Below are 26,780 nucleotides of genomic sequence, written 5' to 3' on the forward strand. Positions count from 1 at the left end.
TCCAGGAAGAAAGATTTGTATTTTTAAATGGCTATCTCTGGCGTCCCAAATAAACCTCTACGTTTCTTCTAAAATTATAGGAAATTTCAAATCCGATAAATATTCCAGTTTTTATCCATAAGCTTTTGATATAATAAAAATATTAATTGGTAAATTTATACTAAATGAGGTTAGGTATATGGTTGCAAAAACATTATGGGAGAATCTTAATAAAAAAGCTAGAGTATCAGAGTTCGAAATACATACGGTTTCACAGAATCATAGCACGCATTTGTGGTTTCAGGTCGGAGTCCAAGGGAGCTATTTAATAATAAGTAAAGCGAGATCTAATAGCCTAAGTGTTAATCTATCAAATGACCGAAGGATTAGTTTTAAAGACTTTGAGTTTGTTCACAGGTTTTTCGATCGCTGGCAAAAATGCGAAACCGGTATCCGGCAGGATGTCTCCAGAAAATCGCAGAATTTGCTTACATATTGCGTTGATTTCTCATGCTTCTAAAGTATTTGTTTGAAATAAACGGGAAAGGTAGGATGTGTGTAAAATGAATCATTATGAAGCTATTATTTTAGCATTGGATGAATTAGGAGGCGAAGGGACAATCAGGGAAGTGGATGATTGGATCAATGCCAATTATCCTAATACATGGAAAAGTGCAGGTACGGCACTTGCTGATATGGTCCCGAAGTCTTTAGGAGGGAATAATTCCTCTAATGTGAGTGATGAATATCGTGTTTTGGAAAGGGTTTCGCCAGGGACCTATCGGTTATTTTCCAGATGATTTTGGAATCTGATTAGTAATATTACCCAAGCACTGAATGCTCGGAGAAAACTCCGGGTTATTTTTATTAGGATTGAATAGTGAACGCTAAAAGTATACCCTTTGTTGTTTTGTTTCATCGCCAAACATTTATATGAGAATCTAGTGCTTACTTTTCCACCATCTAACGACCACATAAATAATAAGCAATAACCCGCCAATCTCGATAGCATGGTCGGCCAAGTTAAGAATTCCGCCAGAGCGAATGATAAAATCTGTCACCTGTCCAAACAAGAGTCGATCGATACCATTTCCAATTGCTCCTCCGACTAGGAATCCAAAACTACAATCGATGAGAGCCCCCTTCATTTCTCCAGTCCTGCGAAAATATAAAACACATATTACGAAAACCACAGCCAAAACTCCGAAGAGCCATGCATAGCCTTGAAATAAACCTCCTGCCATCCCGCTATTTTCGATATGTGTGAGTTGTATTCCCCACAATGTAAATGTTTCATTCATATGAATGTTGGCCCGAATGAGATATTTAGAAAGCTGGTCCATCACAATAACGAGGATTGCCATTACATAAAATAGCATATAATAATCCTACTCTCTTTCAGAATATTTTGTAGCCTAATCATCATTATAATTGATGCTTTTTTTCTATTCTATTATGAAGCTCGCCATTTTTTAAACGTAGAAACTTCCGATTTTCACTTTAAGGAACCGTCCCTGTGGACCATTTATCTAGGCTTAGTTTTTAAAGTCCTATTCTAAGTAGAACCATAATCTTGGTTTGACAAAAGCTAATTAAAGGTGTAAATTATAGATACAGTTAATCGGCGATTAACTGTATCTATAATAGTAGGGGGAATAGAAATGGAACTACGTATTAATTACTATGATATAGCACCTGAAGCACTTAAAATCATGATGGAAATGGAGAAGTATACGAAAACTAGTGGACTAGACCGTAAACTCCGGGAACTAATTAAAATCCGTGCTTCTCAAATTAATGGCTGTGCTTATTGTATTAATATGCATACCGCTGATGCTCGAAAAATGGGTGAAACGGAACAGCGTTTATACTGCGTAAGCGCATGGGAAGATTGTGACTTCTACACGGATGCTGAAAAAGCAGCATTAGAATTAACTGAACATGTGACGTTAATACCAACTAAGCGAGTACCCGATGAGCTTTATGATCGAGTCCGTGCTCATTTTAGTGAAAAGGATTATGTAGATCTTGTTATTTTGATCAATCAAATTAATAGTTGGAATCGAATCTCGATTTCAATGGGAAATTTCGCAACTGCGGCAAAATAGAATTTTTATGTTTATACATTAATCGAGCGCTAACCTTGAAAAGGGATTAGCGCTTGATTTGTAATATAGGATTATCAAAAGATAAGAGAAATAGGTTTTAGTAGGGGAATGAATCGGGATAGGATGTTTGTTTTTGGAGACGTTTTTTTTGAAATTTATGGGTAATTGGGTAAAGAACCCCTTAACTTGCGGGATAGAGGGGAAAGGGGTGTCTTGATTAACTGTTGCTCTTTTCGAAATATGCACGTGTATCTTGACGTGCTTGTTTCGATAAAACATGATCCAGCTCTTCGTTCAGCCATGAAAGGGTCTTTTTACGTAAAAAATTGCGCATATTTTCTTCTGCCTCAAGCATAACCAGATTAATGGTGCAAGCGGAAGTTTCGGAGCAGCAGCTGGAGTTTTGATTATCTCGAACCAGAAGGCCATTATCTTTTATGTTTTTGCATTGAAAAATGGGCTTTTTCCCTTCAATTGCTTCGATTACATCCCAAAAAGAAATTTCTTCTGGGGACCTCGCTAATCTATAGCCGCCCTTAACCCCAGGTACTGAATTTACGATACCTGCCTTGGCTAATTTGGCAAAAATTTTTGAGAGATATGTCTCTGAAATGCCTTGAAAGGCAGAAAGATCCTTTATTCCTATGCTTGAATCTGGAGGAATATCAATTAAATAAACAAGGCAATGCAGGCCATATTCAACACCAATACTATACTGCATGCAAACACCTGCTTCCTATTTGAATTAAGAGATTAATAATTATATTAGGTATATTTAATTTTTTTGTCAAACTTGTTCATCTGCCTCCTGTGGTGTTCAGGCATATAGAGGAAGAATAAAACATAGATGGAACAGAAGAAAAGAGCCTCTCTATTCAGAAAGGCTCCAATTTATTAGAGGTTTACAATATTTTGGCTTTCAACCTTTTGGTTTACCAATGCACGTCGGCGGTCGAGTTCTACATCCATTTCGGCCCGTTTATCGTCAAGTTTATAGAACCATATCGTAATTCCAATCAGTAAACAAATGGCGAGTGGCACCCAGATAAAACTGATTTCAATATAGGATAAAGCTTTGGCAGTTTGTGTGCTATTCGGAACATAGCCGCCCATTTTCAAAATAACACCAACGAGTGCACTCCCAAGCCCCAAGCTTACTTTAACAGAAAAACCTTGAAAGGCTGCAATCATTCCTGCAATACTTCTGTTGTTTTTGTACTCTGAATAATCAATAACATCTGGCTGAATCGCAAAGGTAGTTCCGAAGATTCCATAAATCCCCAGGCCGGTAATCGTCAAACCGGCAATCAGTAAGACAGGTGATGACTTTCCGAAATAAATCACTAAATCTCCGACAATATAAATGACCGTACTTAAAAGCAATACATTTTTCTTCGGCATTTTCTTTTGAAGCCAAGGCAAGAGCAGCAGCATTGGCAGCCCAGAAAGAATGCCGAATAGTCCGACAAACGTCAGCCAATCCGTACGTCCCAGATTATAGGTGAAATAGTAGATCACGGTTGTATTTCGTATGACAAAAAGACCAAAATAGAGAAAGTTCAAGATAAAGAAAATAACAGCCGGGCCTGTTAATCCCTTAAAATCGTCTTTAAAAGAGGACTTCCCAGGTTGAACAGTAGGCGGAACCACCTCTTTTGTGTTCATAAAGGTAAATAAAAACACGAACACCGCGGCGATGCCATAAATGGTCATTGTAATCAAATAGCCTTTTTGGGTATCACCTTGACCAAAGAAAGTGACAAGCGGCGTCGTAATCGTCATAACTAAAGCGGTTCCAATTAATGCACAAATCATCCTTGTCGATACTAACCAGTTCCGCTCATGGTTATCAGACGTTAACCTTGGTACAATGGTATTTAATGGGATATTGACCACTGTATAAGCAATGTTTAACAAGCAATAAGTGATATAAGCCCAGAGAATCTTTCCGGACATACTGAAATCCGGAACAATAAAGGTCATGATGGTAAAAACAGCAAACGGAATCGCCCCGATTATGAAGTAAGGTCTTCCTTGTCCCCATCTTGTACGAGTCCGATCGACCAATAATCCCATCCCCGTATCGGCAAAAGCATCGATGATTTTGGTTACTAACATTAAAGTACCGGCAACGGTTGCGGTGATTCCAAAGACATCGGTATAAAAAAACAACAAATAAGACGCCATCGTACTAAATACGAGGTTGCAGGCGAAGTCGCCAGCCCCGTATCCAATTCTTTTCTTCCATCTATTCATCTGCATCAACCATCCTTTATTTTGCTTATGCTCAAATTATCTTGCAGAAAGCCTTGTCAACGTTTTCATATCAGCTTTTAAATTTTGATAGATAGATTTATAAACTTGGTAATACTCAGTATATTTCTGATGATTCCCTTTATTAGGCATGATCTTCTGGTCTAGAACCTGCCATTTCTTCACATCTTCATAAGAGAGAAGACCTGTGCCAATTCCAGCCAGCATGACATCACCCATATTCGCTTCTACATCATGAATAGGACAGACCACTGGATAACCCGTGACATCAGCAAAGATTTGTCTCCATAATTTTGATTTGGTGACTCCGCCGGCAAGCAGGATATATTCTCCAAGGTTTTCTCCTGTCGCTTCCATTGCATCCCGTAAAGAGAACGCAACCGCTTCCAGAAAGGCACGATAAATATGCGCTTTGGTATGCGCCAATGAGAGTCCCACGATTGTCCCTTTTGCATCGGAATCCCAAATTGGACTTCTTTCTCCCATAAAGTATGGAAGGACAATCAACCCATCGCTTCCAACTGGAATTCCTGCAGCTTGTTCGTTCAATAGATCATAGGCATTTTTCCCGCCTGCTTTCTCTGCTTCCAATTCATATTGGCACATCGTTTGACGGAACCATTTCACGATCGCTCCAGCTGTCGCTCCACCAGCAAAATTATAGGAAAGCCTTTTGGCATCAAATAAGTACGGCCAGACAATCAAATCTTTTCCTTTCACTGGTTTATCGGAAATGAAGGCCGCGCACATAGAAGTTCCAATGGCTGCTGCATAAATCCCGGATTCAAATACACCGAGACCGATATTGGCAGCACCACAGTCAATGCCACTGGCGATCACTGGCATTCCTTCAGAAAGTCCCAACTCGGCTGCGGCTTCTTTTGTCAATCCACCTACACTATCAGTTGATTCCACGATCTTTTCTGGCATCATCGACAGCGGAATGCCCATCGCATTCATCAACTCTTTGGACCAGGTTCTGTTATTCATATCAAAAATCCCGCCGATATTTCCTGCAGAAGAATAATCAATAGCAATTTCTCCAGTCAGCTTATAAATGACATAATCATTTGGCGGGAGAAAAAGCTTGGTTTTATTCCAATTTTCCGGTTCATGATTTTTCATCCATAACATTTTGGTAAAGCCATAATAAGGGTCGGCCCCATTATGGGTAATGTCGAGTAGTTTTTCTTCTCCGATCGTATCGATTACCCATTTTGTTTCGGCTTCTGCTCTTCGATCCATCCAAATCATGCATGGCCTAACCGGTTCCATGTTTTCGTCCAAGGGAATTCCTGAACCCCCGTATAGACCGCTAATAGCGATACCCTTTATGTTCTCCGCTGGAATTCCTGACTTATGTACCGTGTTTCTAATGGATGTTCTTGCTGCATCAAGCCATACATCTGGCCACTGCTCTGCCCATAAAGGCTTTGGGGTCAATACATCGTATTCTTGTAAATCTTGAGCAATTAAATTGCCTTCTGTGTCCATTAGGATGGTTTTGGTGCCGGATGTTCCGATATCTGTACCTAGTAAGTACTTCATAGTTACTCCTCCTAAGAATCTTTTAGTCTATTAAATACAAGTAAAGGCACCATCGATGACAAAGTCAGATCCCGTTGTGAAGCTGCTAGTATCTCCTGCAAGATAGACACAGATGGACTGAAGTTCTTCCGGTCTTCCCATTCTGTGAAGCGGTGCCATTTCATTCCACTGTTGAATCAATGGCTGTAAGCTCGGAGAATTTAATGTCAGTTCGGTTCCAATATATCCAGGACTAATAGAATTGACGCGGACATTTCTTGTCGCCCATTCCACCGCGAGGGATTTAGTCAACTGGATGACCCCGGCTTTTGAGGCATTGTAGGAGCTTTGCGGTTGTGGCACATTCACAATATGCCCTGACATCGATGCCGTATTAATAATAGAACCGCCGCCTTGTTTTAACATGACTTTACCAGCTGCCTGCGCTGTTAGAAAAACGCCGGAGAGATTAATATCAATTACTTTCTTCCACTGTTCATACGTCATTTCCTCTGCTGGAACATTCATACAGATTCCGGCATTACAGAAGGCAACATCTAAACGGCCGAAAGCATCCAGTACTTTTTCGATCATGGCATTTACATCTTCTGGGTTTGTAACATCTGCCTTGATGGCAATGGATTGAATCCCATTATTTTCTTCTAGTTCTCTTGCTGTTTTGCTTGCTTCCTCGATATCGAGGTCAACGATGGCTATATCTGCTCCTGCTTCAGCAAAAGCGGTCGCAACACTTTTTCCAATTCCCCTTGCACCACCAGTGACAAAAATTTTCTTCCCGTCCAGTCTCATTTTTTCAATAATACCCATGTTTTTTCCCCATTTCTTTTTTTGTGAAATGAATTTTATAAAGTCGTTTTATAAAATATATTTACATAATAAAACGTTTTCTTAACGAAGTCAATAAGGACAAAATATTAAAATGGCAGACACTTCATGAAAAAGTTGTGATTGTATGAATTTGTGTGGTATATTTAAATTGAATTTAAAAAAGGTTTTTTATAAAATAATTTTGCAAAATGAGGTATAACATGGAAAATAGCATCACATTTAAAGATATAAAAAGAGGTAATTATTCCTCGATTTATCATCTCATATATCAAAATCAGAAACTTTCTAAACAAGAAATTGCGAACCAACTAAATTTAAGTTTACCAACTGTGACCCAAAATCTCGTTCGCTTGGAAAAAGAAAAATTGATTGAGAAGAGTGGGCAGTTTGAATCTTCTGTAGGCAGGCGTGCCACCGCTTATGCAATATGTCCTCAAGCTCGTATCAGCATTGGAATAGAAATACAGAAAAGGACCGTCCAAATTATAGCCATTGATTTACGCGGCCATGCTTTTCAACATCAGAGACTTGCGATGGATTATTCCAATGTGGAGAGGTATTATAAAGAGCTAAGCTATGCTGTACAGTCTTTCATCACATCTCTTCATGTGGAAGAGATTCTCGGGATTGGTTTTGCTGTACAAGGATTGACATCAAATGACGGTGAAAAAATAACGTATGGAAAAATATTAATCCCAACAGGATTAGAGATTGGGGTTTTTTCACAATTTCTCCATTATCCTTGTAGGTTTTTACATGATGCAAAGTGTGCAGCAACAACGGAGTTGTGGGTAAGAAATGATATTGGAGATGCTGTTTATCTCTCGATTGGTCCCCATCTTGGCGGAGCCATTATTATCAATGATCAAATTTATATGGGAAAACACGGACATAGCGGAACAATCGAGCATATGACGATTGATCCTAACGGGCCTTCCTGCTACTGCGGAAAAAAAGGATGCATGGAAACGTATAGCTCTATTAATGCCCTTCTGGATGAAGATGAGTCATTAGATTTTTTCTTCCAACAGGTTCGTATGGGTATCCCTTCGTATGCTGAGAGGTGGAATTCCTTTTTAGATCAACTGGCATTTTCAATCAACAATATCAATCTTGTCCTTAACAGAGAATTTATACTAGGTGGACATCTATCTCCATACTTAATAGAAGAAGACATTGACATTCTTCATGAAAAAATTAATGAAAAATCTGCATTTCCGAGCAGCGAGCCTTTTATTCACATAAGCCGTTCATCCGTTAATGGGGTACCTGTAGGTGCTGCTATCCCATTTATTCAATCCTTTTTGAATTCTATTTAATGTTTTTTTTACCATAGATAAAACCCCTCTCAAATGATGATGAGAGGGGCTATTTTCATTAGACCCCTTGAATAAAAGATGTGTAAACTCTTTTGATGAAAGAAGAAACCAAATTCATATTATTCCGTCTAAGAATAGTAGGTATTTATCCATCTTAAATGACCTTTATTTATTTGTATTTGCAAGAAGGCTCTTTTTTTCTTCCCTTTCACTAACCCGTCCTTTTGTTAAACAAAAAAAGCCACCATTGGCAGCTAGATTTCTAGTAAAGGAAGCAATCCAAAATCTACTTTTCAAGTGGAAGTTCCATTTTAATCCCAAGATCCCGTATTTAATTTGCCCATTGTTTAAGAACTTGTTCTTGTGCAATACGATAAACTTCTTCTTCTGTTTGGTTTTTGGTAGCTATTACGTTGGTTTGATAGACTTTGCCATTATGCGTTACATAGATTGTATACTTGTACATTTTGCTCTATCTCCTTTATTTAATTCTAACTTTTTGGTTCGTGCACTTCTCTAATAAATTCAATTGCATTTAGGTATTTCTATAAATGTTTTCTAACTTTTTTATATTTTACAAATAAAATGAAATGGAATAAAGCTAAAAAAAAGGTCAAGATTTGACAAAATCTCGACTTACCAAAAATTTCTATCCCTTCTAGTAAAGGTAATGACAATAAAAGTCAATAAAATCAATAAACTTTATATGATTCTACTCTCAAATGTATTTTTTTACCCTTCCTAGATTGCGGAAAAATGTCGAAAGATAAAAACAAAATTCGTTAGGACAATCCTGCTCAATAAGGCACGTTAGCTCTACAAAACAGATGAAAAAACTTTTATTTTTGTAGATTTTTCTTCATAAGGGATGCCACTTGTATATTATCTTGTTGGGAAGTTCTTTCTAGTTGATTAATAATTAACTCCTGCCGTTCGGCGGGATGATTTTGACTTAATTTAGCTTTTGCTTCAATTTTTGAGATGTTTATTTTGAATGCGACAATCCCTTTGCTCATTCCTTCGATAAATTGTGAATCTACATCCTTTAAATTGTATAAGCTATCTGGTCTTTCATATTTTTTTACCATGTCATTTAAAGAATCAAATATTACTTTTGGTTCCTCGACCATCTCCATCTTTCCATATATATGAATAGACACATAATTCCAAGTAGGTACTGCCTTTTTTGTTTCGTACCAAGAAGGTGAAATATAACAGTGAGGACCTTGGAAAACAACGAGAACTTGTTGGTTTTCAATATCCTTCCACTGGTCATTTTGGCGGGCAAAATGACCATATAAGGCACGCTCATCTTTATTTAATGTAAGTGGAAGATGGGTAGCGTATGGTTCTCCGTTGTGCTGAGAAAATAAAGTGGCAAAGCTGTATTTTTCGATAAAATCATTAATGATTTCTTCGTCATCTAGTTTAAAATCTTTAGGAATATACATGATTAGCTCCTCCTTCATTTGGCCAGTAATTGGCGGTACTGTATAAGATATTTTATAATGCCAACTGACATATAAAAAGGTACAATTATGAATAAAAGAACATGTCAAAGGTGTAATGTAAATGAAAGAAACCATTTTTGCTTTTAAGGATGACTTGCCCAAATACAAACAAATTTACGAGCAGTTTAAATTATTTATTGAGCGTGGCGACATACCGGCTGGTGACCCACTGCCCTCCATTCGCGGTCTAGCAGACTCACTTCAAGTAAGTCGTAATACCACATTAATGGCATATGAGCAGCTTGTAGCTGAAGGTTATATCCGTGGAGAAGGTCGAAAAGGGTATTTTGTAAATGAATTAGATCCACTTATAGTTCAAGATGATTTAATTTTTCCCAATAAAAAGCAAACAAAGCCGGTGACACCAATCCTAATTGATTTCCGGGCAGGAGCCGTAGATCAAACCAATTTTCCCCTGAAAGTTTGGAGGAGAATCTCAAATCAGGTGCTAACATTACAGGGAAGCTTTCGATATGGGGAACCCTTTGGTGAACTGTGCCTGCGTGAACAAATCTCCGCATATTTACTGCAATCCCGTGGGGTGAAAGCAAATCCAAATGCAATCATAATCGGCAGTAGTACCCAACAAATGTTGATTTATCTCGGGCAAATCCTGAAGGAGGATTTCACTAGCATTATTGTAGAGGACCCAGGTTATGATGGAGCAAGGGAAGCTTTTCAATTTCATCGTTTCACGCTTGAAACTTTACCCGTTTATGAATCTGGTGCTGATTTTTCTAAATTAGAACAAATGAATTCAAGGCTAATCTATGTCACGCCCTCCCATCAAAGTCCAATAGGAGTAAGCATGTCTATTCAACAAAGGCAAATGCTTATTCATTGGGCGAACAAGAATCATGGATATATTATCGAAGACGATTATGATAGTGAATTTCGATATACGCAGCAGCCATTCCCAGCACTTGCTTCTATTGATTCAACAAAAGTTATTTACCTAGGGAATTTCTCAAAGTCATTTCTTCCAGGAATCCGTCTAAGTTATATGGTGCTGCCACAGATCCTTTTAAAGCATTATAAACACCGATTTACCCATTTCGAGAGTACCACTTCCCTTCTTAGTCAGCTTACAATGGCTAAATTTATGGAAGAGGGGGAATGGAGTCGCCATATTAAACGAATGCGACTTGTGTATAAGCGAAAAATGCAGTGCATCGTTTCTGAATTAAAAAAACACTTCAAACAAAATATATCCATTATTGGGGAACAGTCTGGTTTGTATGTATTAGTTAAGGTACATCTGAATCGTACAGAAGAATGGTTAATTGAGCGGGCTTCTATTAATGGGGTTAAGGTGTATCCTACCTCCATCTATTTCATAAAAAATCATTCTGACGGGGCAATAATTAAGCTCGGATTCAGTAATCTTACTTGTGAGGAAATACAATTAGGTATAAAGCTTTTAAAAGACGCTTGGACATAATAGTTGCATCTAACAATTGCAGGTTGCTCGACTAGGTGGGGATTTGCATATGAAATAAAGAGTTTGGTAAAAGTGAGGTAAATTCAAATTGAATCGAAAAATTATTAATTTAGCTGTTGGAAAACCGAAGGAATTTAATTGGAACAATAAAAAAGAACTTTCCGCAATCGGAAAGTCATCTGTACAAGCTGTTGAGCTGAAAAAATCTGGCTTTGTAGGTGATGATGTTCAAAACCACAAGTTTCACGGCGGACCAGATCGTGCGGTATGTTTATATGCATTTGAGCATTACTCTTATTGGGAAGAGATATTTCAAAAAAAGCTAATTCTACCTGCCTTTGGGGAAAATATTACTGCAACAGGAATGGTGGAAGAACAAGTTTGTATTGGCGATATATTTAAAATAGGGGAAACCATTGTTCAAGTAACACAAGGGAGAGTACCTTGTGCAACTATCTCCAAATATAATCAGGAGAATCAATTTTTAAAGAAAGTGATTGAAACAACCCTAACTGGTTACTTTTTTCGGGTATTGGAAGAGGGAACGATTAAGTTCGACTCAGAAATCACTCTTGTTGAAAAACACTCAAAAGAAATTTCCGTTTCCTTTGCTACACAAATTCTTTTTCATCAACAACAAGATAAAACATCCGTTGAAAAAATATTGACGGTTGATGCTCTTGCAGAGGACTGGAGAAATAGATTTTTAAAATTGATATGATTTTAATAAATACTGCAGATACATAAATAACCTAGCTTAAAAAGCTAGGCTCAGATTGTAGACAAAAGGCATTCGATGAGCTTAATCGAATGCCTTTTTATGGTTTTTTTGCTCGTAATTAGCATTTCATCATATGGCGGTATCTTAATTATACAAAGGGATGATGTAAAGGTCATTAATGATTTTATAACCCTGTTGATTGGAGTGGAAAGCGGCGAAGACTTGAGCAAATGTTCAAAAGGGACAAATTTTATTTATATCAGCTTCAATTGAAAGTTATGAGTTTGTAAAATTAATAACAAAAAGAGCTTATGATCCGAAATGGGAACTGAGCATTTTAATTCCCAATATTGGAAAGATGAAATCTTCAAGGGCAATAACCGCCTCTGTCAACTTTGTGTGGCAGAGGTAATTAATTTATAGAAATGATACACAAGCAGTCAAGCGCTTTCATAAAGCCTTGACTACTTGTCGTTCTACTATAACTCCTTTAGATAGATAGGAGAGATTTAACTCCACTCTCATTATTTGCTATAGGAGGCCAAGCACATAGGTCGAAAGGAAAATCCGATCCAGGAACTACTCTATCGGATCCAACCATTTCTACGAGAAAATTCAAGCTTGTATTGTTCCAAAGTACGTTATCAAACCAAAAGCGACGCAAGTACTCTTCTGGAGGAGCTTGCAATGAAGAGGAAACCCCTATCCATTTTTCATATCCTTTATTTAAACGACCAATCTGGTAGGGAAGTAGACCGCCGCCATGAGCTAGCAAAATTCTTACATTTGGATATTTGTCCAGCATACCACTTAACAATAAATCTGCAGCACAAATGGTTGTTTCCCACGGTACCCCAATTAGATTAGGCATCATCCTTTTCTGAAGTCGCGGATCCTCACAAAGCAGAGGATGAATAAAAATGATGGCTTTTTGATAATTGGCTTCCTCCCAAAAAGGAGTGAAAAATTCGTCTGTTAACATGACATTTGATAGCCCGGGCCCAATTATGGCTCCTTTTAATCCTAAATTCATCGCATGCTTTAATTCGTTTGCTGCATGAACAGGATTGTTTAATGGAATGGTAGCTAGTGCCGATAATCGCTCATTGTTGTCATGAATCCAATTACCTAGTGAACGATTGTAGACTGTTGAAAGCTCACTTGTAATATATTCAGGAAAATCATACATAAAAAGCTGGGGAATAGGTGAGACAAGGGAATGAGAAACGCCAGCTTTTTCTTGTTCCTGCAGATATAATCCAGGATTGATAAATGACTCTTTGAGCTCAAATCCCCATTTATTATTTACTGTAAGAAAGTCAGCTTGATCTGGTGATTTTTTCTCCCATCTTGCTTGAACTAAATTCTGGTTATCCTTAAGCCAAAGCAAGACATCTGGCGGAATGAAGTGAGTATGCATATCAAACAAAGTAATCACGCTCCTTTTTCTATTTTGAATAAATTAATGTTTCCAGTAACCCAGCCTCTCAGATATTTCTTTAGCTGCACTTTTCACTTTATTAATGAGTGCAGGGTTATGAGGATTCATACGGTGGACCGGTCCAACAACACTTACAGCATACATGACTTTTCCGGTGTAATCCCATATTGGGGCTGCAACCGATGCAACTCCTTCGCGAAGTTCTTCAACACTTACCGCATATCTTTGTTCCTTGACAGTTTTTAATATGTTGCGAAGGTCATCAGGATCGGCTATTGTATTCATCGTATATTTTTGAAGGCCTTCTTCGAAGAATTGTTCAATTATTTCCTCCTTCTGGTGGGCAAGGATCACTTTTCCTGAACTCGTACAGTGAAGAGGGTTTCTTCTTCCGATATGAGATAAAATTTGTACGGGATGTTTGCACTCTACCCTATTTAAATAAACAACACCCATATTTTCCAATACAGCAATATGAGCTGTTTCTCCAACCTCATTGACCAGCTTTTGGAGAACAGGTTGTGATTCACGGTTAATTTCAAGGTTTGAAGTGACTATGGTATTTAAATTAAGAATGGTGAGACCTAAACGATATTTTTGCGTCTCAGGGTCTTTATACACAAACCCTTCACTTGCGAGAGTCGCTAATAAACGACTAACTGTGCTTTTGCCCAGTCCCAATGAAGAAGCCAAGTCAGTTACCTTTTTCTCAGGTTCATCTATCGAAAAGCTTCGTAATAGACGAAGAGCATTTTTTACTGAAGAAAGCAGGTAATCTTGATTGTTCTTAGTCTCCATAAACATTCTCCTTTCTAATTGATGCTTATATAAGAACATTAATCTCTTATGATGTACAACTTATTTTAACTTAAACCTCATAACAAGTGCAATATTCTAAAAAATTTAAAAATTTTTCTTTTTAGTTCCATATAGAAGAATGAGTTTGTTGTATAATGAACAACATCCCGTTACTATAAATAACAAGAAGTCAAAGGTTGAAAAACGGATGCATTCGCTGAGCGTCTGGAAATAAGGTTTTAGCTAAACTTGACGGTTTAGAAGAAATGTCTTTTAAGATGGCAGAATAGAACATTTCTTCATGTTAGAGGAGGTGATTAGGCTATGCCGATTGTAAACATTCAGATTTTGGAAGGAAGACCCGAAGAGAAAGTGAAGGAACTCATTCATAATGTGACAGAAACCGTGAGCACTACGCTTGGTGCTCCGAAAGAAAACGTTCGTATTCTTGTATCAGAAGTGCCAAAAACTCACTGGGGAATCGGGGGTATATCTGTATCAGACATGCCAAATAGATAAACGTAAATGGAAGGGAGAGAAGTGCAAATGACGCTTGAACTAGGAATACTTACACCTCATACACCTCGCATGTGTCATGAGGATCAAGCTCCGGAATTTTTGAACGAGATCGTGGAGGGAATGCATCAAGTGGCAAAGGTTATTGAAGAAGCAAAGCCTGATGTGCTCGTGATGATTTCTTGTCATTGGTTGTCCAGTTTTAAGCATTTTGTGGATGTTACGCCTGAACACAGGGGGATTTTAACGGCATTCGAGTGTCCTGAACTTATTTCCGATGTTCCCTACTACTATCCCGGAGATACAGAGCTAGCCAACCAATTAGTAGCGGCAGGGATAGAGGCAGGTTTTCCTGTCATAGCGGTAGACGATCCAACATATGTATGGGATTACGGTACAATCGTCCCTCTTCGCTATCTTGTTCCAAAAGAGGATATCCCTGTCATTGATCTTTCAGTGACATGGGCTGCTAGTTTAGAAGAAACGTATGCTTGGGGACAACAAATAGGAAAAGTGTTACGGGAAAGCGATAAACATGTCATGTTTATCAGTAGCGGTGCTCTTTCCCATAACCTTGTAAGGGGACCGGAGGCAATGCCATCCTTGTCTGAGCAGGCTCTTGACCGTCAATTCCTAGAATATTTGCAAAACAATGACCTTTCATCTGCGAGGAACATGCTTTCTCAGTATGCGAGAAATGCGGGTGTAGAATCAGGTGGCCGTCACCTGGCAGCGCTGCTAGGTGTGCTGGAAGAGAGTAAGAAAAGTAATTATTATGGCTATGGTCAATCTTCGGGCAGTGGAAATGTGCTCATGACTTTTGAGCCTCAACATTCAAACCTTAATCATCAGAATCCCTCTCATATCGTAGAGGCGAAATAAAATAGGAATCATGTTCTGATGCAAATAATTGAAGAAAATATAAAAAAGCAAAAGATTTCTAGTGACCCCTGGTCTTAAGCAACTCGTCTAAACAGTTGATGGATGAATTCTTTTTGATTTTGGACAGACTTCTCCCTTTGGAGAGTCTGTCCTTTTTTGATCATGTGCATAGCCTCTATCCCTGCAAGTAATCTCTACCTCGTATGATTACAGTAGTAACCTGTCCCTTTTCGCTGAAAAAGAAAATAAACTATCGCAACAACCTGTTTCTTTTATGGCTGCAGATAAATAATTATTAAAAAGGTTGATTATTTTTTTCATTTTGTTTCATATGCAAGAACCCTCCCTATAATACTCCCTTTTATCATCGTATAATTTTCTTATAAATGATCAATAAATTCAAAATAATCTTAAAAAGGAGAGAGCTTTATGTTAAAAAAAGAGGATAATGAAAAATTATGTCTAACGAACAAAGGAACCCCAATGGGGGAGGTATTCAGAAGATACTGGGTCCCGGCAATTCTTTCGGAAGAAGTACCTAAACCAGATAGTCCGCAAATTAGATTGAGAATATTAGGGGAAGATTTGGTTGCTTTCCGTGATTCAGAGGGGAAGGTAGCGATTTTAGACGCGTATTGTCCACATCGCCGGGCGCATTTATTCTGGGGTAGGAATGAAGAATGCGGGATTCGCTGCACATATCACGGATGGAAGTTTAATCGAGACGGTGAATGTGTAGATATGCCAAATGAACCGAGTGAAAGCAACTTTAAGCAAAAGGTTCATCTGACATCTTATCCGACTTGGGAGAAAAACGGGATCGTTTGGACCTATATGGGACCTAAAGAAAAACAGCCAAGCTTTCCGGATTATGAATGGTTGAGGGCACCTGAAACTCATTTCCAAGTGTCGAAAACCTATGAAGGCTGCAATTGGCTGCAAGCTCTTGAAGGCGGAATTGATACATCCCATTCATCGTTTGCTCATAACAACAATATCCAAGATAAAAATTCCTTACGCAACCGTGCAACAAATCCAAAGCTCGAAGTGGATAAAACGGATTACGGTTTTCGTTATGCGGGGATCCGCGATTTAAAAGATGATGGCAACTATATTCGTGCCTATCAGTTTATCATGCCGTCCCAGCAAATGCGTGGTCAGATGTTGAAGTGGCACGATGGCAGCCAAGAGGAATATCCAACCATTCGCGGTCACATATGGGTACCAATTGATGATGAAAGTGTGTGGGTCTGGAATTTTAAATATACTTCTGAACCTTCCATTCCTTTAGATCCGGAATTTTCCTTACAGCAGGAGATTGCCTTTGGAAGAGGTCCTGATGATGTACTGCCAGGTTATCGATTAAAACGAAATCCTTCCAATGATTATCTCATTGATCGAGAAGTTCAGCGCACGAAAACATTTACCGGAATAGAGGGAATTAACACTCAGGACTATGCTTTGCAGGAAACCATGGAAAAACCGTTTCCTGACCGTACAAAAGAACGTCTTGGAACTGCCGATTTAGCAATTATTGCAGCAAGACAGCTATTGTTAGAAGCGGTAAGAGAGGTGGAAAGTGGTAAGGCTCCAAAAGGGATTCATCCAGAAACCTACCGTGATGTAAGGGCTTGTGATGCCTTCCTTCCTAAGGGAGTTGATTGGAGAAAAGGTTTGAAGGAAAATATGACAGCAAAATATCAGCTTATTAAAACAAATTAATAGCAATTAACTAGAATTTCAGATTTAGATGAAATCCATGTACGATAGAATAGTTGTGAATTTTTCTATCGTACAGGCTTTTACTTTAAGGGGTGAATCGTATGGCATTAGCAGAACAATTGGTTATACCAGATTATTTATATGGTAAATCCATTGCGATACTAGGATACAGCAGAGAAGGAATGGATTTTGCAAAAATGTTACGGGATCATGATATCTCAGTCGTGATTGGGCTTAGACCAGTTGATGATTTATGGACAGAAGCAGAACGGGATGGGTTTCATGTGAAAAACCTTTGGGATGCAGTAGAATCAGCGGATATCATTCAAGTTTGGTAGCTGTGGAATGATAGGGGAAATTTTAGCTTTCGTCGCTGCCTTTTCTTTTGGCTGTGCCAATGTCATGGTGAAAAAAGGGGTAACCCCTATTTCAAAAAATAACGGAGCTTTTCTCTCTGTCCTGATAACCTTCGGACTTGCGGGCATCATCACCCTGGCCAAGGGGCTATTTCAGGATTGGCCGCAATATACAACAAAAGGGATAGGATGGTATGTTTTAGCTGGTATCTTAACAGCTTACATCGGGAGAAGTTTTCTATTTACATCTATCCAGCACTTAGGTTCAGTACGGGCTTCTACACTTAAACGTTTGAATTCACTTTTTACTGTCATGATTGGTGTGTTGTTCCTTCATGAATCGATGAACCTTATGGTTTTCAGTGGAATGATCATGATCTTTGCTAGTTCATCGTTCTTGATGTATGAAACGATTATTTCAAATAGAAGATTACAAAAAAATGAGACTGCTGCAGCGAACGAAACTACAGTAGTAAACTCAAAAAAAAATGTGAATAAAAGTATGCTTTGGATCAAACGATTTAAATTAATTACTAGTTTAGGATATATGTATGGCGTGGTATCTGCCTTAGCGTATTCGATCGGTTATGTGGTGAGAAAAGAGGGGTTGTCCGAAATTCCTGATCCATTTTTCGGCACCATGATCGGAGCGCTTGTAGGGATCCTGATATTCCTCATTATCTCTTTGCTAAAAAAGACATTCCAACAATCGATCGTGCCGACTTTTACATATTTTCAACCTTGGTTATTTGCCGCAGGAATAGCCACTTCATTAGGGCAAATTCTATATTTTTCAGCATTAATGTTTAGTGATGTATCCAGAGTAGCGATTATTACGTCAACCGATGTTATTTTTACACTTATATTGTCAGCTTTTATTTTTAAAACTCATGAGGGAACAACTAAAACTGTTTATTTGGCAGCTATTATTGCTATGATCGGAGCAGGTTTTATCGTAATTGGTTAGGCGATTATGTTAGTGGTGGGAGGTAACTATTTGAACGTTTATCATCTTGAAGAGTTAAAAAAGCAGCTGGTAGAGGGGATTCGGATGTTGGAGAATATCGGACATATCGATTTTAATGGTCATTCCAGTGTTCGGATTCCTAAAACCGATTTGATTTTGATAAACTCGGCTGAAGTAAGCAGAAGTTCTTTAACTGTAGATAATATCATTACCATTGATATGACGGGAAACCTTGTTGAAGGAAGGGGTATGCCGCCAAATGAATATCCTCTTCATACACAAATTTACAAGCGTAGACCAGATGTTCAGGCGATCTGTCATACCCATCCAAGGTGGTCAACGCTCTTTACAATAGCGAAGATGCCGCTGCGTCCAGTCATTATACAAGGAGCAGTGCTGGGAACGATTCCAGTTTTCTCTAAATCTCATTCAATAAGTAACGTTGAAATTGCCGATGAATTGGCAAAAAAAATAGAAGATCATCATATTGCTCTTTTAAAGGCACATGGTGCCGTCATCACCGGTCAATCCATTATCGAAACATTTGTGCGTAGTGTGTTTTTAGAAGAGAACGCACAGCGACAATATATGGGAAGTCAATTGGGCTATGCTCATTCATTAGAGGATGAGGAAATCGTTAGTATGTCAAAATTTATTTGGCAGCCAAAAAATATTCAAAAGGTATGGGATTACCACCTTAGTAAACTTAAAAATTAAAAGCAAGGGGGACGTTACTCCTTTACAGTTGGAAAACATCTTAATTCTATAATAGTTTTCATGGTTTTAAACAGGGGTAATAAAAACATATTTAATATTGAAAATAAAACGGGGTAAGGGACCTAAATAAGGATTTTTAGAGGAGGGTATTCATGGAAGAAGTAGCATTATCTGCAGTAGCAACGAGTACCAAACATACAGAGATTAAAGAAGTTCAATTACCAGATATAGATAAAGATACAGGTATTTTAAAAGTAGAAATTGTAGGGGTCTGTGGTACGGATGTTTCTTATTATAATAATTTAAAAGAACCTATGATTTTAGGGCACCATGTAGTAGGTCATATTTACAAAATTGGTGAATTAGCTTCGAAGCGTTGGGGCGTTAAAGAAGGCGACCGGATTGTCATGGAAGAGTATATTCCTTGCGGTCAATGTGAATTTTGTCGAACCGGTTTATATCGTTTATGTGCAAGCACGAATCCAAAAGCGAATGGAATAAGATATGGAGCTACACCAATTGCTATTGAACCATCGCTTTACGGAGGTTTCAGTCAATATTTATACCTGCATCCCAATGCTGTAATCCACAAAATTCCCTCTCATGTTCCAGCTGATGAGGCAGCATTGACATTACCATTATCTAACGGATTTGAATGGATGCGAATCATCGGGCAAGTCGGCCCCGGGGATGTTGTAGTTATTCAAGGTCCAGGCCAGCAAGGACTGGCATGTGCTTTAGCTGCAAAAGCAGCCGGAGCTGAAACGGTAATTATGACTGGACGAAATAGTAGTGCTAAACGTCTGAAACTGGCTCTGGAACTTGGTGCTGATTATACGGTTAATGTAAGTTCAGAGGATTTGATCGAAAAGGTTTCTGAAATAACGAATGGAAAAATGGCTGATTTGGTTATTGATGTAACGAGTGGAGGAACGGACCCTGTCATCTCATCATTAGAAGTGGTAAAAACAAGAGGTACTGTGTTATTAGGAGCATTAAAACACCAACGCTTCAATGATTTTGATCTTGATATCATCTATAACAAATCGTTAACAATTAAAGGAGTCCGCGGACATAGTTATAAATCGGTACAAATGGCTGTAGAGCTTATATCTTCCGGTAAATTTCCTCTCGGTATCATGAATTCACATAATTATAAATTAAGTGAGACCGACCTGGCTTTAAGAACAGCTGCAGGAGAGGTTGACTCATCCCGGTTATTAGTTACCGTCTCACCGTGGATGTAAAGTTTAAAACAAAACTTCAAAAAGCTCCTTTTTGCAAAGGGGCTTTTTGATGCTTGAAAAGAACCACAAATAAACTTACGAAAATCTCCTTTTTGTTCCATATAGAAGAATAACATCCTTGTAGGAGAAAAAGGAATAAGCCACTATTAACATAGTGGTTGAAATTTTTTAAATACAAAAATAATTCAAACTATATAAAAACAATCTAGGAGGAATTATTCATGTCAATTGAGTTAAGCATGCTTGTACCACACGCTCCAAGTCTTTGCCACGAGGATAAAGTACCGGATTTTCAGCAAAACATAGTTGCGGGTTTGAAAGAAGTTGCAAAGGAAATTGCCCAAATCAAACCGGATGTGATTGTTTTAGTTTCTTGTCACTGGCCATCTACTTTTGCACATTATGTTGACTGTAATCCAGTTCATAAAGGGCTGCTGACTGCACAGGAAGCCCCAGATATGATTACAGACGTTCCATATAATTACCCTGGTGACGAAAACTTGGGAAAAAAATTAGTAGAAGCCGGAAAAGCGGCCAATATTCCAGTCGAAGGGGTATACGGGGGGCATTTCGAGTGGGATTATGGTACGGTTGTACCTTTACGGTATCTCGTCCCAAAAGAAGATATACCTGTTATCAACCTATCTGTTACGCTAGCTGCTAATATCGAAGAAACCTATAAATGGGGCCAAGTCATCGCTAAGGTTTTACAGGATACGAAGGAGAAGGTTGTTTTCGTTTCAAGCGGTGCTTTATCCCATAACTTAGTACGTGGAAGGCACAATATGCCAACTCTTTCTGAACATGCCCTTAATAAAGAGTTTTTAGATTTAATTATGAATAAAAATTATCATGCTGCCTATCAAATGCTGCCACAATTTTCAAGTATAGCTAAAGTGGAATCAGGCGGCCGACATGTAGCGATGCTTTTGGGAGTCATCGACATAGATTGTACTCCAGTCTATTATGCAGACGGACAATCATCGGGAAGCTGGAATCCCCTTATTACGTTTTCGAAAAACAAGGTTTCAAGTTTAAAGTAGTATGTTTCCAAGTATATAAATAGTAATAGAATCTATCAAAATCACAAAAAAACAGATGTTTGAAGAATCGTTCTTCTTGAAACATCTGTTTTTTTATTATACTTTCAAGTATGAAATCAAGATATATTAAATTATTCTGTAACAGTAAAAGTAACTTCCCCGAGACCATCAAATTTAGCAGAAACAAAATCCCCTACGTTTAACAGTACTGCACTTGTTATCGCTCCGGATAAAATGATGTCACCTTTCAAAATTCTTTCACCTTTTCTTGCAAGCATATTGGCTAATACAGCAATTGCATTGGCAGGATGTCCTAAAACGGCTGCACCCGTACCTAGTTCTCTAATTTTTCCATTAATCGATAATGTTGAGCCTACTAATTCCAAGTCAAACTCACTAGGTTTTTTAAGCGTATTTCCAAATACTACTCTGGAAGCAGACGTATTATCGGCAATAACATCTGTATGTGTAAAATTAAAATTTTCAAAGCGGCTGTCAATAATTTCAAGTGCAGGTAAAACATACTCTGTTTTTGCCAGTACCTGAGCGCCTGTAATCCCTGGTCCTTCAATATCCTCGCCGATTACAAAAGCAATTTCTGCTTCTACTTTTGGGTGAATTAGTTCAGAATAAGGAAGTGCACCTCCGTTATCAATCAGCATATAATCGAATATATATCCGTAAATTGGTTCCGAGACACCCATTTGATCCCATTTTGCTTTACTTGTTAATCCCATTTTAGGTCCAACAATTCTCTTGCCCTCATCCAATTTTTTCTGAACAAGTAATTCTTGTGCTTCATAAGCCTCTTCGACTGTTAAATCTGGTTTAATTTTTGAAGTAACTTTTACAACCTCACGTTTATCTACTTCTGCAGCAATTAAGTAATCAGCAATTTGCCTAATAATCTCACTAGACATTTTTTCCCCTCTTTCGTCACTTTAATTTGTTTATTATTTATTATTTAAAGTTAACACTTACTTGTCCAAGATGAGCAAACCTTGCTGTAAAATTGTCTCCAGGATTTGCAACTACCATGCCAGATAATGCCCCTGACAGGATGACTTCCCCGGCTTTTAGGGTAATATCGTATTCGGCTAAACGGTTGGCAAGCCATGCCACACAAGTTGCAGGATTTCCAAGTGCAGCTGCACCTACACCGGTATTCGCCACTTCACCATTTTGGTATAAAACCATACCAATTAATTCAAGATTAATATCTTCAATTTTTGTAGGCGTGCCTCCTAAAACAAACAATCCAGAAGAAGCATTATCAGCAACCGTGTCCTGCAGTTTAATTTTCCAATCTTGCACCCGGCTGTCAACAATTTCCAGGGCGGGAATAACATAATCTGTTGCTTGTAATACATCAAGAGCAGTAACATTTGGACCTTTTAAATCCTTTTTCAAAACAAAGGCGATTTCACCTTCAATTTTTGGCTGGAGCATGTTTTCGCAAAAAATCGTACCTCCATTTTCAACCACCATGCTATCTAATAGATGTCCATAGTCAGGCTCATCAACTCCCAACATTTTTTGAACTGCAACGGAGGTTAGACCGATTTTTTTGCCGACAATTTTTTGTCCTTCATTTAATTTCTTTTTGATATTTTCCAATTGAATATAGTAGGCTTCATCAACCGTAATTTCTGGATCAACTGTTGTTATAGGGTCAATTCCAACGTGTTTCTTTTCAGCTTCTAATAACTGAGCTGCAAACTTTTCAATTTTACTAGTCAATTGAATACATCCTTTCTATTTATTTATGTAGTTAAAGTGTGTAAATGCAGAGAAACATTTAATTATTCCGCTCAAATCAACAATGGCATCTGACACAGCCTAAAAAGAATTATAGTTTAACACAAATATTAGTTAATTCAGTGTAGAATTCCCAGCTGTGAACTCCACCAACACGACCTATTCCACTATCCTTCGTTCCGCCGAATGGAGTTCTTAAATCACGTACAAACCAGCAGTTGATATAAGATAAACCTGATTCGATTTTTTGTGCTACACGGTGGGCACGACGGATATCGTTTGTCCAGATTGTGTTACTTAAGCCCATCCGAGTATCGTTTGCTGCCGCAATCACTTCTTCTTCGGAGTCGAATGGAATAACGGTAACAACTGGTCCAAAGATTTCTTCACGAACACATCGAGAGCTGTCATCTAAACCAGTAATAATAGTCGGTTCAATGAAATATCCCTTATCCAAACCTTCAGGACGCTTACCTCCTGTAACGAAAGTACCGCCTTCTTCTTCAGCGATTTTCAGGTAGCTCATTACTTTATCATAGTGTACCTTAGCAACTAATGCGCCTTGATCGTTGGACAGATCAAATGGATCACCAACTTTTAATTCTCTTGTTTTTGCTGCAAATTTTTCTACGAATTCGTCAAAAATTGGGCGTTCAACATAAATTCTTGAACCGCAAACGCAAACTTCCCCTTGGTTTGTGAAACTTGATCTAACAGTTGTTGCGACTACTTCATCAATATCCACATCTGCAAAGATGATGTTCGGGTTTTTACCTCCTAATTCGAAAGATAGTTTTTTCAATGTTGGGGCAGCTTCCGCCATGATCCGAGCACCTGTACTTACTTGTCCGATAAAGCCAATACCTGCAATGTCAGGGTGTTTGTTGATTGCACTGCCCGCGCCAGGTCCAAAACCGTGAACCAAGTTTACAACTCCATCTGGCACGCCAGCTTCTTTAAGAATTTCCATTAATTTTGTTGCTGTCATTGGAGTTAATTCAGATGGTTTAATAACGATTGTACAGCCTGCAGCTAAAGCTGGAGCTAATTTCCAAGTTAATAAGAATAATGGAAGGTTCCATGGCTGGATTAATCCAACTACTCCGATGGGGCGGCGGTAACCGTAGTTAAGTGCATGATGAACTTCATCCTGGTATGCCTCTGTCCCTACGGAAAGCATATAGTCAGCAAAGAAATGAAAGTTTGCTGCTGCACGAGGAGCATCAACGTGACGTGAGAATTTAAGATGTTTACCAGTATCTAATGATTCTAATTGAGCGATTTCTTCTTGTCTTGCTTCAAGAATATCCCCAACTTTGCGGATAATTTTTGAACGAGCTTGAACACTCATTTTTCCCCATGGTCCTTCTTCAAAAGCACGTTTAGCAGCTTTAACAGCTAAATCAATATCTGCTGCGCTTCCTTCTGCAACTGTACCGTAAACTTCTTCGGTAACAGGGTTCACGTTTTTAAATGTTTTTCCATCTACAGATTCAACAAATTTTCCGTCAATATAATTTAAACAATCAAATGGTTTTACAATAGGTTCTACTACCGTTTTAGTTTCGACTTGCATGGTTAAAAAACCCTCCTTTAAAATGGCAATCTATAATACTTTCTAATATTATTTTATCGACTAATTGTTCCATATACAACTATGCTGTTGCTGTATATGGAACAGGTTTCACTTTTTTTAAAATTTCCCACTATTTTAAATAATATAACAAACACGCAAAAAAGAACCTCGGGATTACATTATTTAAATAGAAGAAACTCGTCAAAAAAGGGAATCTACGGTTGATCAGGACATCATTTATATTAAATCCAAATCAAAAGATAAAACCTAAATAATCCTTTAGTAACTCTTAACTCCATCCAATAATAAGGAGAGGGAAGGGAAAAACTCACCGATTTCGGTGAGTTTTTTCGTTTTTAACCTTAAAACAGCTCAAACTATAATTTTTTCACCCTATAAATTCCGCCAAGGAGCAATTTTCTTTTCAAATATCTTTAAAAGCTCTGTTAATAAAACAGCTACTACCATTAATACCGCCACATAGGCTAAATATTGGGCAGTTTGGAACAGCTCTGATGCATGCCTGATTGCATACCCAATTCCCTTATTACCTGCAAGCATTTCTGCAACAACTACTGCAATTAATGCTCGGCCAAGTGCTAAGCGGATACCAGTAATAATAAATGGGAAAGCTGATGGCAAAATAACCTCTTTAAACATTTGTCCTTTGCTTGCCCCATAGGAGCGGGCAGCCTTAATTAAAGACGGGTCCGTCATTTTGACACCTGACATTGTGTTAATCAAAATTGGGAAAATGGATAAGGCAAACACCATCATAACCTTGGAAAGAGTATCTAAACCGAACCATAACACAAATAATGGTGTCAATGCGATCATTGGTGTTGTATAGAGTGCTGTTACAAAGGGGTCAAAAGCTAATTCAAGATTTTTCCAATATCCCATTGTTAATCCGATTGGAATCCCGATTAACGCCATAGCAAATCCAATGCCAACCTCCATCCCGCTGACAGCAAGATGTGTAAAAACCTCTGCAGAGACGAAAAAGACAATGGCTTCGGTGAAAATTTTGCTTGGCCAGCTAAACATAAACGGATCTATGAGATTTAAGCGACCGCATAACTCCCAAATAATTAAAATAATGAGCAGTGTCACAGAAGGATAGAGGACACCTTTAGGTATCTTCCATGTACTCTTTTTCAAAGTAGATGATGAGAGATTTTTAGTAACTCCTACTTCTTGCATTATGCTTCCCCCTTCTTATATTGCCTTCTTACTTCCCCTTTTAGATGATCCCAAATCGACTGCTTATATTCCTGGTATTCGGGTAACACTTTCGTTTCAAGCGTTCTTGGATAAGGGATATCTATTTTAATTTCATCCACTATTTGTCCAGGACGCACGGACATTAAGATAATTCTGCTGGAGAGAAAAACCGCTTCATCAATCGAGTGTGTGATGAAAATGACCGTTTTCTTCTCATTTAACATGATTTTCAAGACTTCTTCCTGCATGATTTCCCGTGTTTGTTCATCTATCGCAGAGAATGGCTCGTCCATCAGTAAAACCTTTGGCTCTACTGCAAAACCACGGGCGATTCCAACCCTTTGTTTCATTCCTCCGGACAGCTGATGAGGGTATTTATGCTCAAAACCTTCCAAGCCAACCATTTTGATATAATGCAAGACTTTATCACGAATCTCCTTGTTTTTCTTTCCTGCCATCCGTAATCCAAAAGCAACATTATCATAGACTGTTTGCCATGGCATTAAGGCAAAATCCTGGAATACCATTGCTCTATTTTCATCAGGTCCATGAACTTCTGATCCATTTATCAAAATAGTACCAGAGGTAGGCTTAAGCAGCCCATCTAATGTGTGAAGAAGCGTACTTTTTCCACATCCGCTCGGTCCTATGATCGAAATAAATTCTCCCTCATGTATTTCTCCGGAAACATCCTTTAATGCATGTACTTGATTCGGCTGACCTTCATTATAAATAACGTTCAGATTATCAAATTTTAAAATAGGGGTCTTTGTTTTTACGAATGTTTTAGTCATGGCGATCACC

Annotated in this window: 27 protein-coding genes and 1 pseudogene; 13 read left to right on the plus strand and 15 right to left on the minus strand. The window is 38.3% G+C overall.

The window, feature by feature from the left end; translation table 11 throughout:
• Nucleotides 1–542 precede the first annotated feature (542 nt).
• Complete coding sequence (locus ACE198_RS00945; protein WP_375374367.1) at nucleotides 543–779, plus strand: hypothetical protein; 237 nt, start codon at nucleotides 543–545, stop codon at nucleotides 777–779.
• Between the two features lie 141 nt (nucleotides 780–920).
• Here ACE198_RS00945 and lspA read toward each other — a convergent pair whose 3' ends face one another.
• Nucleotides 921–1,358: a signal peptidase II gene (gene lspA, locus ACE198_RS00950; RefSeq protein WP_375374368.1), complete on the minus strand. Its 438-nt coding sequence runs from the start codon at nucleotides 1,356–1,358 to the stop codon at nucleotides 921–923.
• A gap of 282 nt (nucleotides 1,359–1,640) precedes the next feature.
• Here lspA and ACE198_RS00955 point away from each other — a divergent pair, with 282 nt between their 5' ends.
• Complete coding sequence (locus ACE198_RS00955) at nucleotides 1,641–2,087, plus strand: carboxymuconolactone decarboxylase family protein (protein WP_098575980.1); 447 nt, start codon at nucleotides 1,641–1,643, stop codon at nucleotides 2,085–2,087.
• Nucleotides 2,088–2,304: 217 nt separating this feature from the next.
• Here ACE198_RS00955 and ACE198_RS00960 read toward each other — a convergent pair whose 3' ends face one another.
• From ACE198_RS00960 to ACE198_RS00975, 4 genes are all read right to left on the minus strand, one after another.
• Nucleotides 2,305–2,808: an RrF2 family transcriptional regulator gene (locus tag ACE198_RS00960; protein WP_375374369.1), complete on the minus strand. Its 504-nt coding sequence runs from the start codon at nucleotides 2,806–2,808 to the stop codon at nucleotides 2,305–2,307.
• A 173-nt stretch (nucleotides 2,809–2,981) separates the two neighbouring features.
• Nucleotides 2,982–4,343: an MFS transporter gene (locus tag ACE198_RS00965; protein ID WP_375374370.1), complete on the minus strand. Its 1,362-nt coding sequence runs from the start codon at nucleotides 4,341–4,343 to the stop codon at nucleotides 2,982–2,984.
• A gap of 36 nt (nucleotides 4,344–4,379) precedes the next feature.
• Nucleotides 4,380–5,909 (minus strand): FGGY-family carbohydrate kinase, encoded by a 1,530-nt coding sequence (locus ACE198_RS00970; RefSeq protein WP_375374371.1) that lies wholly within the window; start codon nucleotides 5,907–5,909, stop codon nucleotides 4,380–4,382.
• Between the two features lie 30 nt (nucleotides 5,910–5,939).
• Nucleotides 5,940–6,716 carry an SDR family oxidoreductase gene (locus tag ACE198_RS00975; protein WP_098575976.1) on the minus strand — a complete coding sequence of 259 codons (777 nt, stop codon included), beginning with the start codon at nucleotides 6,714–6,716 and terminating at the stop codon, nucleotides 5,940–5,942.
• Between the two features lie 221 nt (nucleotides 6,717–6,937).
• On the opposite strand from ACE198_RS00975, the gene ACE198_RS00980 reads away from it, so the two are divergent.
• Nucleotides 6,938–8,056 (plus strand): ROK family protein, encoded by a 1,119-nt coding sequence (locus tag ACE198_RS00980; RefSeq protein WP_375374372.1) that lies wholly within the window; start codon nucleotides 6,938–6,940, stop codon nucleotides 8,054–8,056.
• A gap of 331 nt (nucleotides 8,057–8,387) precedes the next feature.
• Here the strand turns inward: ACE198_RS00980 and ACE198_RS00985 are convergent, their stop codons facing one another.
• On the minus strand, nucleotides 8,388–8,522 hold the full coding sequence (locus tag ACE198_RS00985) for a BA3454 family stress response protein (RefSeq protein ID WP_098575974.1): 135 nt from the start codon (nucleotides 8,520–8,522) through the stop codon (nucleotides 8,388–8,390).
• Between the two features lie 373 nt (nucleotides 8,523–8,895).
• Nucleotides 8,896–9,507 carry an FMN-binding negative transcriptional regulator gene (locus ACE198_RS00990; RefSeq protein WP_098575973.1) on the minus strand — a complete coding sequence of 204 codons (612 nt, stop codon included), beginning with the start codon at nucleotides 9,505–9,507 and terminating at the stop codon, nucleotides 8,896–8,898.
• A gap of 121 nt (nucleotides 9,508–9,628) precedes the next feature.
• Between ACE198_RS00990 and pdxR the strand changes: the two genes are divergently transcribed.
• Together pdxR and ACE198_RS01000 are read left to right on the plus strand one after the other, a co-directional pair.
• Entirely contained in the window at nucleotides 9,629–11,008 is a 1,380-nt protein-coding gene (gene pdxR, locus ACE198_RS00995) for a MocR-like pyridoxine biosynthesis transcription factor PdxR (protein WP_098575972.1), read from the plus strand.
• Between the two features lie 88 nt (nucleotides 11,009–11,096).
• Nucleotides 11,097–11,729, plus strand: coding sequence for an MOSC domain-containing protein (locus tag ACE198_RS01000; RefSeq protein ID WP_375374373.1), 633 nt, complete (start codon nucleotides 11,097–11,099; stop codon nucleotides 11,727–11,729).
• 490 nt (nucleotides 11,730–12,219) lie between these two features.
• Here the strand turns inward: ACE198_RS01000 and ACE198_RS01005 are convergent, their stop codons facing one another.
• The gene (locus tag ACE198_RS01005; protein WP_375374374.1) at nucleotides 12,220–13,158 is read right to left on the minus strand and encodes an amidohydrolase family protein; all 939 of its coding nucleotides are present in this window, start codon (nucleotides 13,156–13,158) and stop codon (nucleotides 12,220–12,222) included.
• A 33-nt stretch (nucleotides 13,159–13,191) separates the two neighbouring features.
• Nucleotides 13,192–13,974: an IclR family transcriptional regulator gene (locus ACE198_RS01010; RefSeq protein ID WP_375374375.1), complete on the minus strand. Its 783-nt coding sequence runs from the start codon at nucleotides 13,972–13,974 to the stop codon at nucleotides 13,192–13,194.
• Nucleotides 13,975–14,292: 318 nt separating this feature from the next.
• Between ACE198_RS01010 and ACE198_RS01015 the strand changes: the two genes are divergently transcribed.
• Together ACE198_RS01015 and ACE198_RS01020 are read left to right on the plus strand one after the other, a co-directional pair.
• On the plus strand, nucleotides 14,293–14,487 hold the full coding sequence (locus ACE198_RS01015; RefSeq protein WP_375374376.1) for a 4-oxalocrotonate tautomerase: 195 nt from the start codon (nucleotides 14,293–14,295) through the stop codon (nucleotides 14,485–14,487).
• Between the two features lie 27 nt (nucleotides 14,488–14,514).
• Nucleotides 14,515–15,366 carry a DODA-type extradiol aromatic ring-opening family dioxygenase gene (locus ACE198_RS01020; protein ID WP_375374377.1) on the plus strand — a complete coding sequence of 284 codons (852 nt, stop codon included), beginning with the start codon at nucleotides 14,515–14,517 and terminating at the stop codon, nucleotides 15,364–15,366.
• Between the two features lie 74 nt (nucleotides 15,367–15,440).
• On the opposite strand, the pseudogene ACE198_RS01025 reads toward ACE198_RS01020, so the two are convergent.
• A pseudogene (locus ACE198_RS01025) lies at nucleotides 15,441–15,557 on the minus strand (IS6 family transposase); the annotation flags it as partial.
• Nucleotides 15,558–15,795: 238 nt separating this feature from the next.
• On the opposite strand from ACE198_RS01025, the gene ACE198_RS01030 reads away from it, so the two are divergent.
• The 6 genes from ACE198_RS01030 (at nucleotide 15,796) to ACE198_RS01055 (ending at nucleotide 21,418) form a co-directional block, all read left to right on the plus strand.
• On the plus strand, nucleotides 15,796–17,088 hold the full coding sequence (locus ACE198_RS01030) for a Rieske 2Fe-2S domain-containing protein (protein WP_375374378.1): 1,293 nt from the start codon (nucleotides 15,796–15,798) through the stop codon (nucleotides 17,086–17,088).
• 101 nt (nucleotides 17,089–17,189) lie between these two features.
• Nucleotides 17,190–17,426, plus strand: coding sequence for a ketol-acid reductoisomerase (locus tag ACE198_RS01035; RefSeq protein ID WP_375374379.1), 237 nt, complete (start codon nucleotides 17,190–17,192; stop codon nucleotides 17,424–17,426).
• Nucleotides 17,427–17,433: 7 nt separating this feature from the next.
• Complete coding sequence (locus ACE198_RS01040; protein ID WP_375374380.1) at nucleotides 17,434–18,411, plus strand: DMT family transporter; 978 nt, start codon at nucleotides 17,434–17,436, stop codon at nucleotides 18,409–18,411.
• Nucleotides 18,412–18,441: 30 nt separating this feature from the next.
• Nucleotides 18,442–19,128 (plus strand): class II aldolase/adducin family protein, encoded by a 687-nt coding sequence (locus tag ACE198_RS01045; protein ID WP_375374381.1) that lies wholly within the window; start codon nucleotides 18,442–18,444, stop codon nucleotides 19,126–19,128.
• A 152-nt stretch (nucleotides 19,129–19,280) separates the two neighbouring features.
• Nucleotides 19,281–20,375 (plus strand): zinc-dependent alcohol dehydrogenase, encoded by a 1,095-nt coding sequence (locus ACE198_RS01050; RefSeq protein ID WP_375374382.1) that lies wholly within the window; start codon nucleotides 19,281–19,283, stop codon nucleotides 20,373–20,375.
• A 221-nt stretch (nucleotides 20,376–20,596) separates the two neighbouring features.
• Nucleotides 20,597–21,418 carry a DODA-type extradiol aromatic ring-opening family dioxygenase gene (locus ACE198_RS01055; protein ID WP_098575961.1) on the plus strand — a complete coding sequence of 274 codons (822 nt, stop codon included), beginning with the start codon at nucleotides 20,597–20,599 and terminating at the stop codon, nucleotides 21,416–21,418.
• 131 nt (nucleotides 21,419–21,549) lie between these two features.
• Here the strand turns inward: ACE198_RS01055 and ACE198_RS01060 are convergent, their stop codons facing one another.
• The 5 genes from ACE198_RS01060 to ACE198_RS01080 all read right to left on the minus strand — a co-directional run bounded on the left by ACE198_RS01060 (nucleotide 21,550) and on the right by ACE198_RS01080 (nucleotide 26,770).
• The gene (locus ACE198_RS01060; RefSeq protein WP_375374383.1) at nucleotides 21,550–22,338 is read right to left on the minus strand and encodes a 2-keto-4-pentenoate hydratase; all 789 of its coding nucleotides are present in this window, start codon (nucleotides 22,336–22,338) and stop codon (nucleotides 21,550–21,552) included.
• Between the two features lie 40 nt (nucleotides 22,339–22,378).
• Entirely contained in the window at nucleotides 22,379–23,158 is a 780-nt protein-coding gene (locus ACE198_RS01065; protein WP_098575959.1) for a 2-keto-4-pentenoate hydratase, read from the minus strand.
• Between the two features lie 109 nt (nucleotides 23,159–23,267).
• A complete protein-coding gene (locus ACE198_RS01070) occupies nucleotides 23,268–24,752 on the minus strand; it encodes an aldehyde dehydrogenase (RefSeq protein WP_375374384.1) in 1,485 nt (494 codons plus the stop codon).
• Nucleotides 24,753–25,145: 393 nt separating this feature from the next.
• Nucleotides 25,146–25,955 carry an ABC transporter permease gene (locus ACE198_RS01075; protein ID WP_375374385.1) on the minus strand — a complete coding sequence of 270 codons (810 nt, stop codon included), beginning with the start codon at nucleotides 25,953–25,955 and terminating at the stop codon, nucleotides 25,146–25,148.
• Nucleotides 25,955–26,770 (minus strand): ABC transporter ATP-binding protein, encoded by an 816-nt coding sequence (locus tag ACE198_RS01080; RefSeq protein WP_098575956.1) that lies wholly within the window; start codon nucleotides 26,768–26,770, stop codon nucleotides 25,955–25,957. Before ACE198_RS01080 ends, ACE198_RS01075 begins: the two co-directional genes overlap by 1 nt.
• Nucleotides 26,771–26,780: the final 10 nt, after the last annotated feature.

The organism is Neobacillus sp. KR4-4 (assembly GCF_042136325.1).
Lineage (GTDB): Bacteria > Bacillota > Bacilli > Bacillales > Cytobacillaceae > Neobacillus.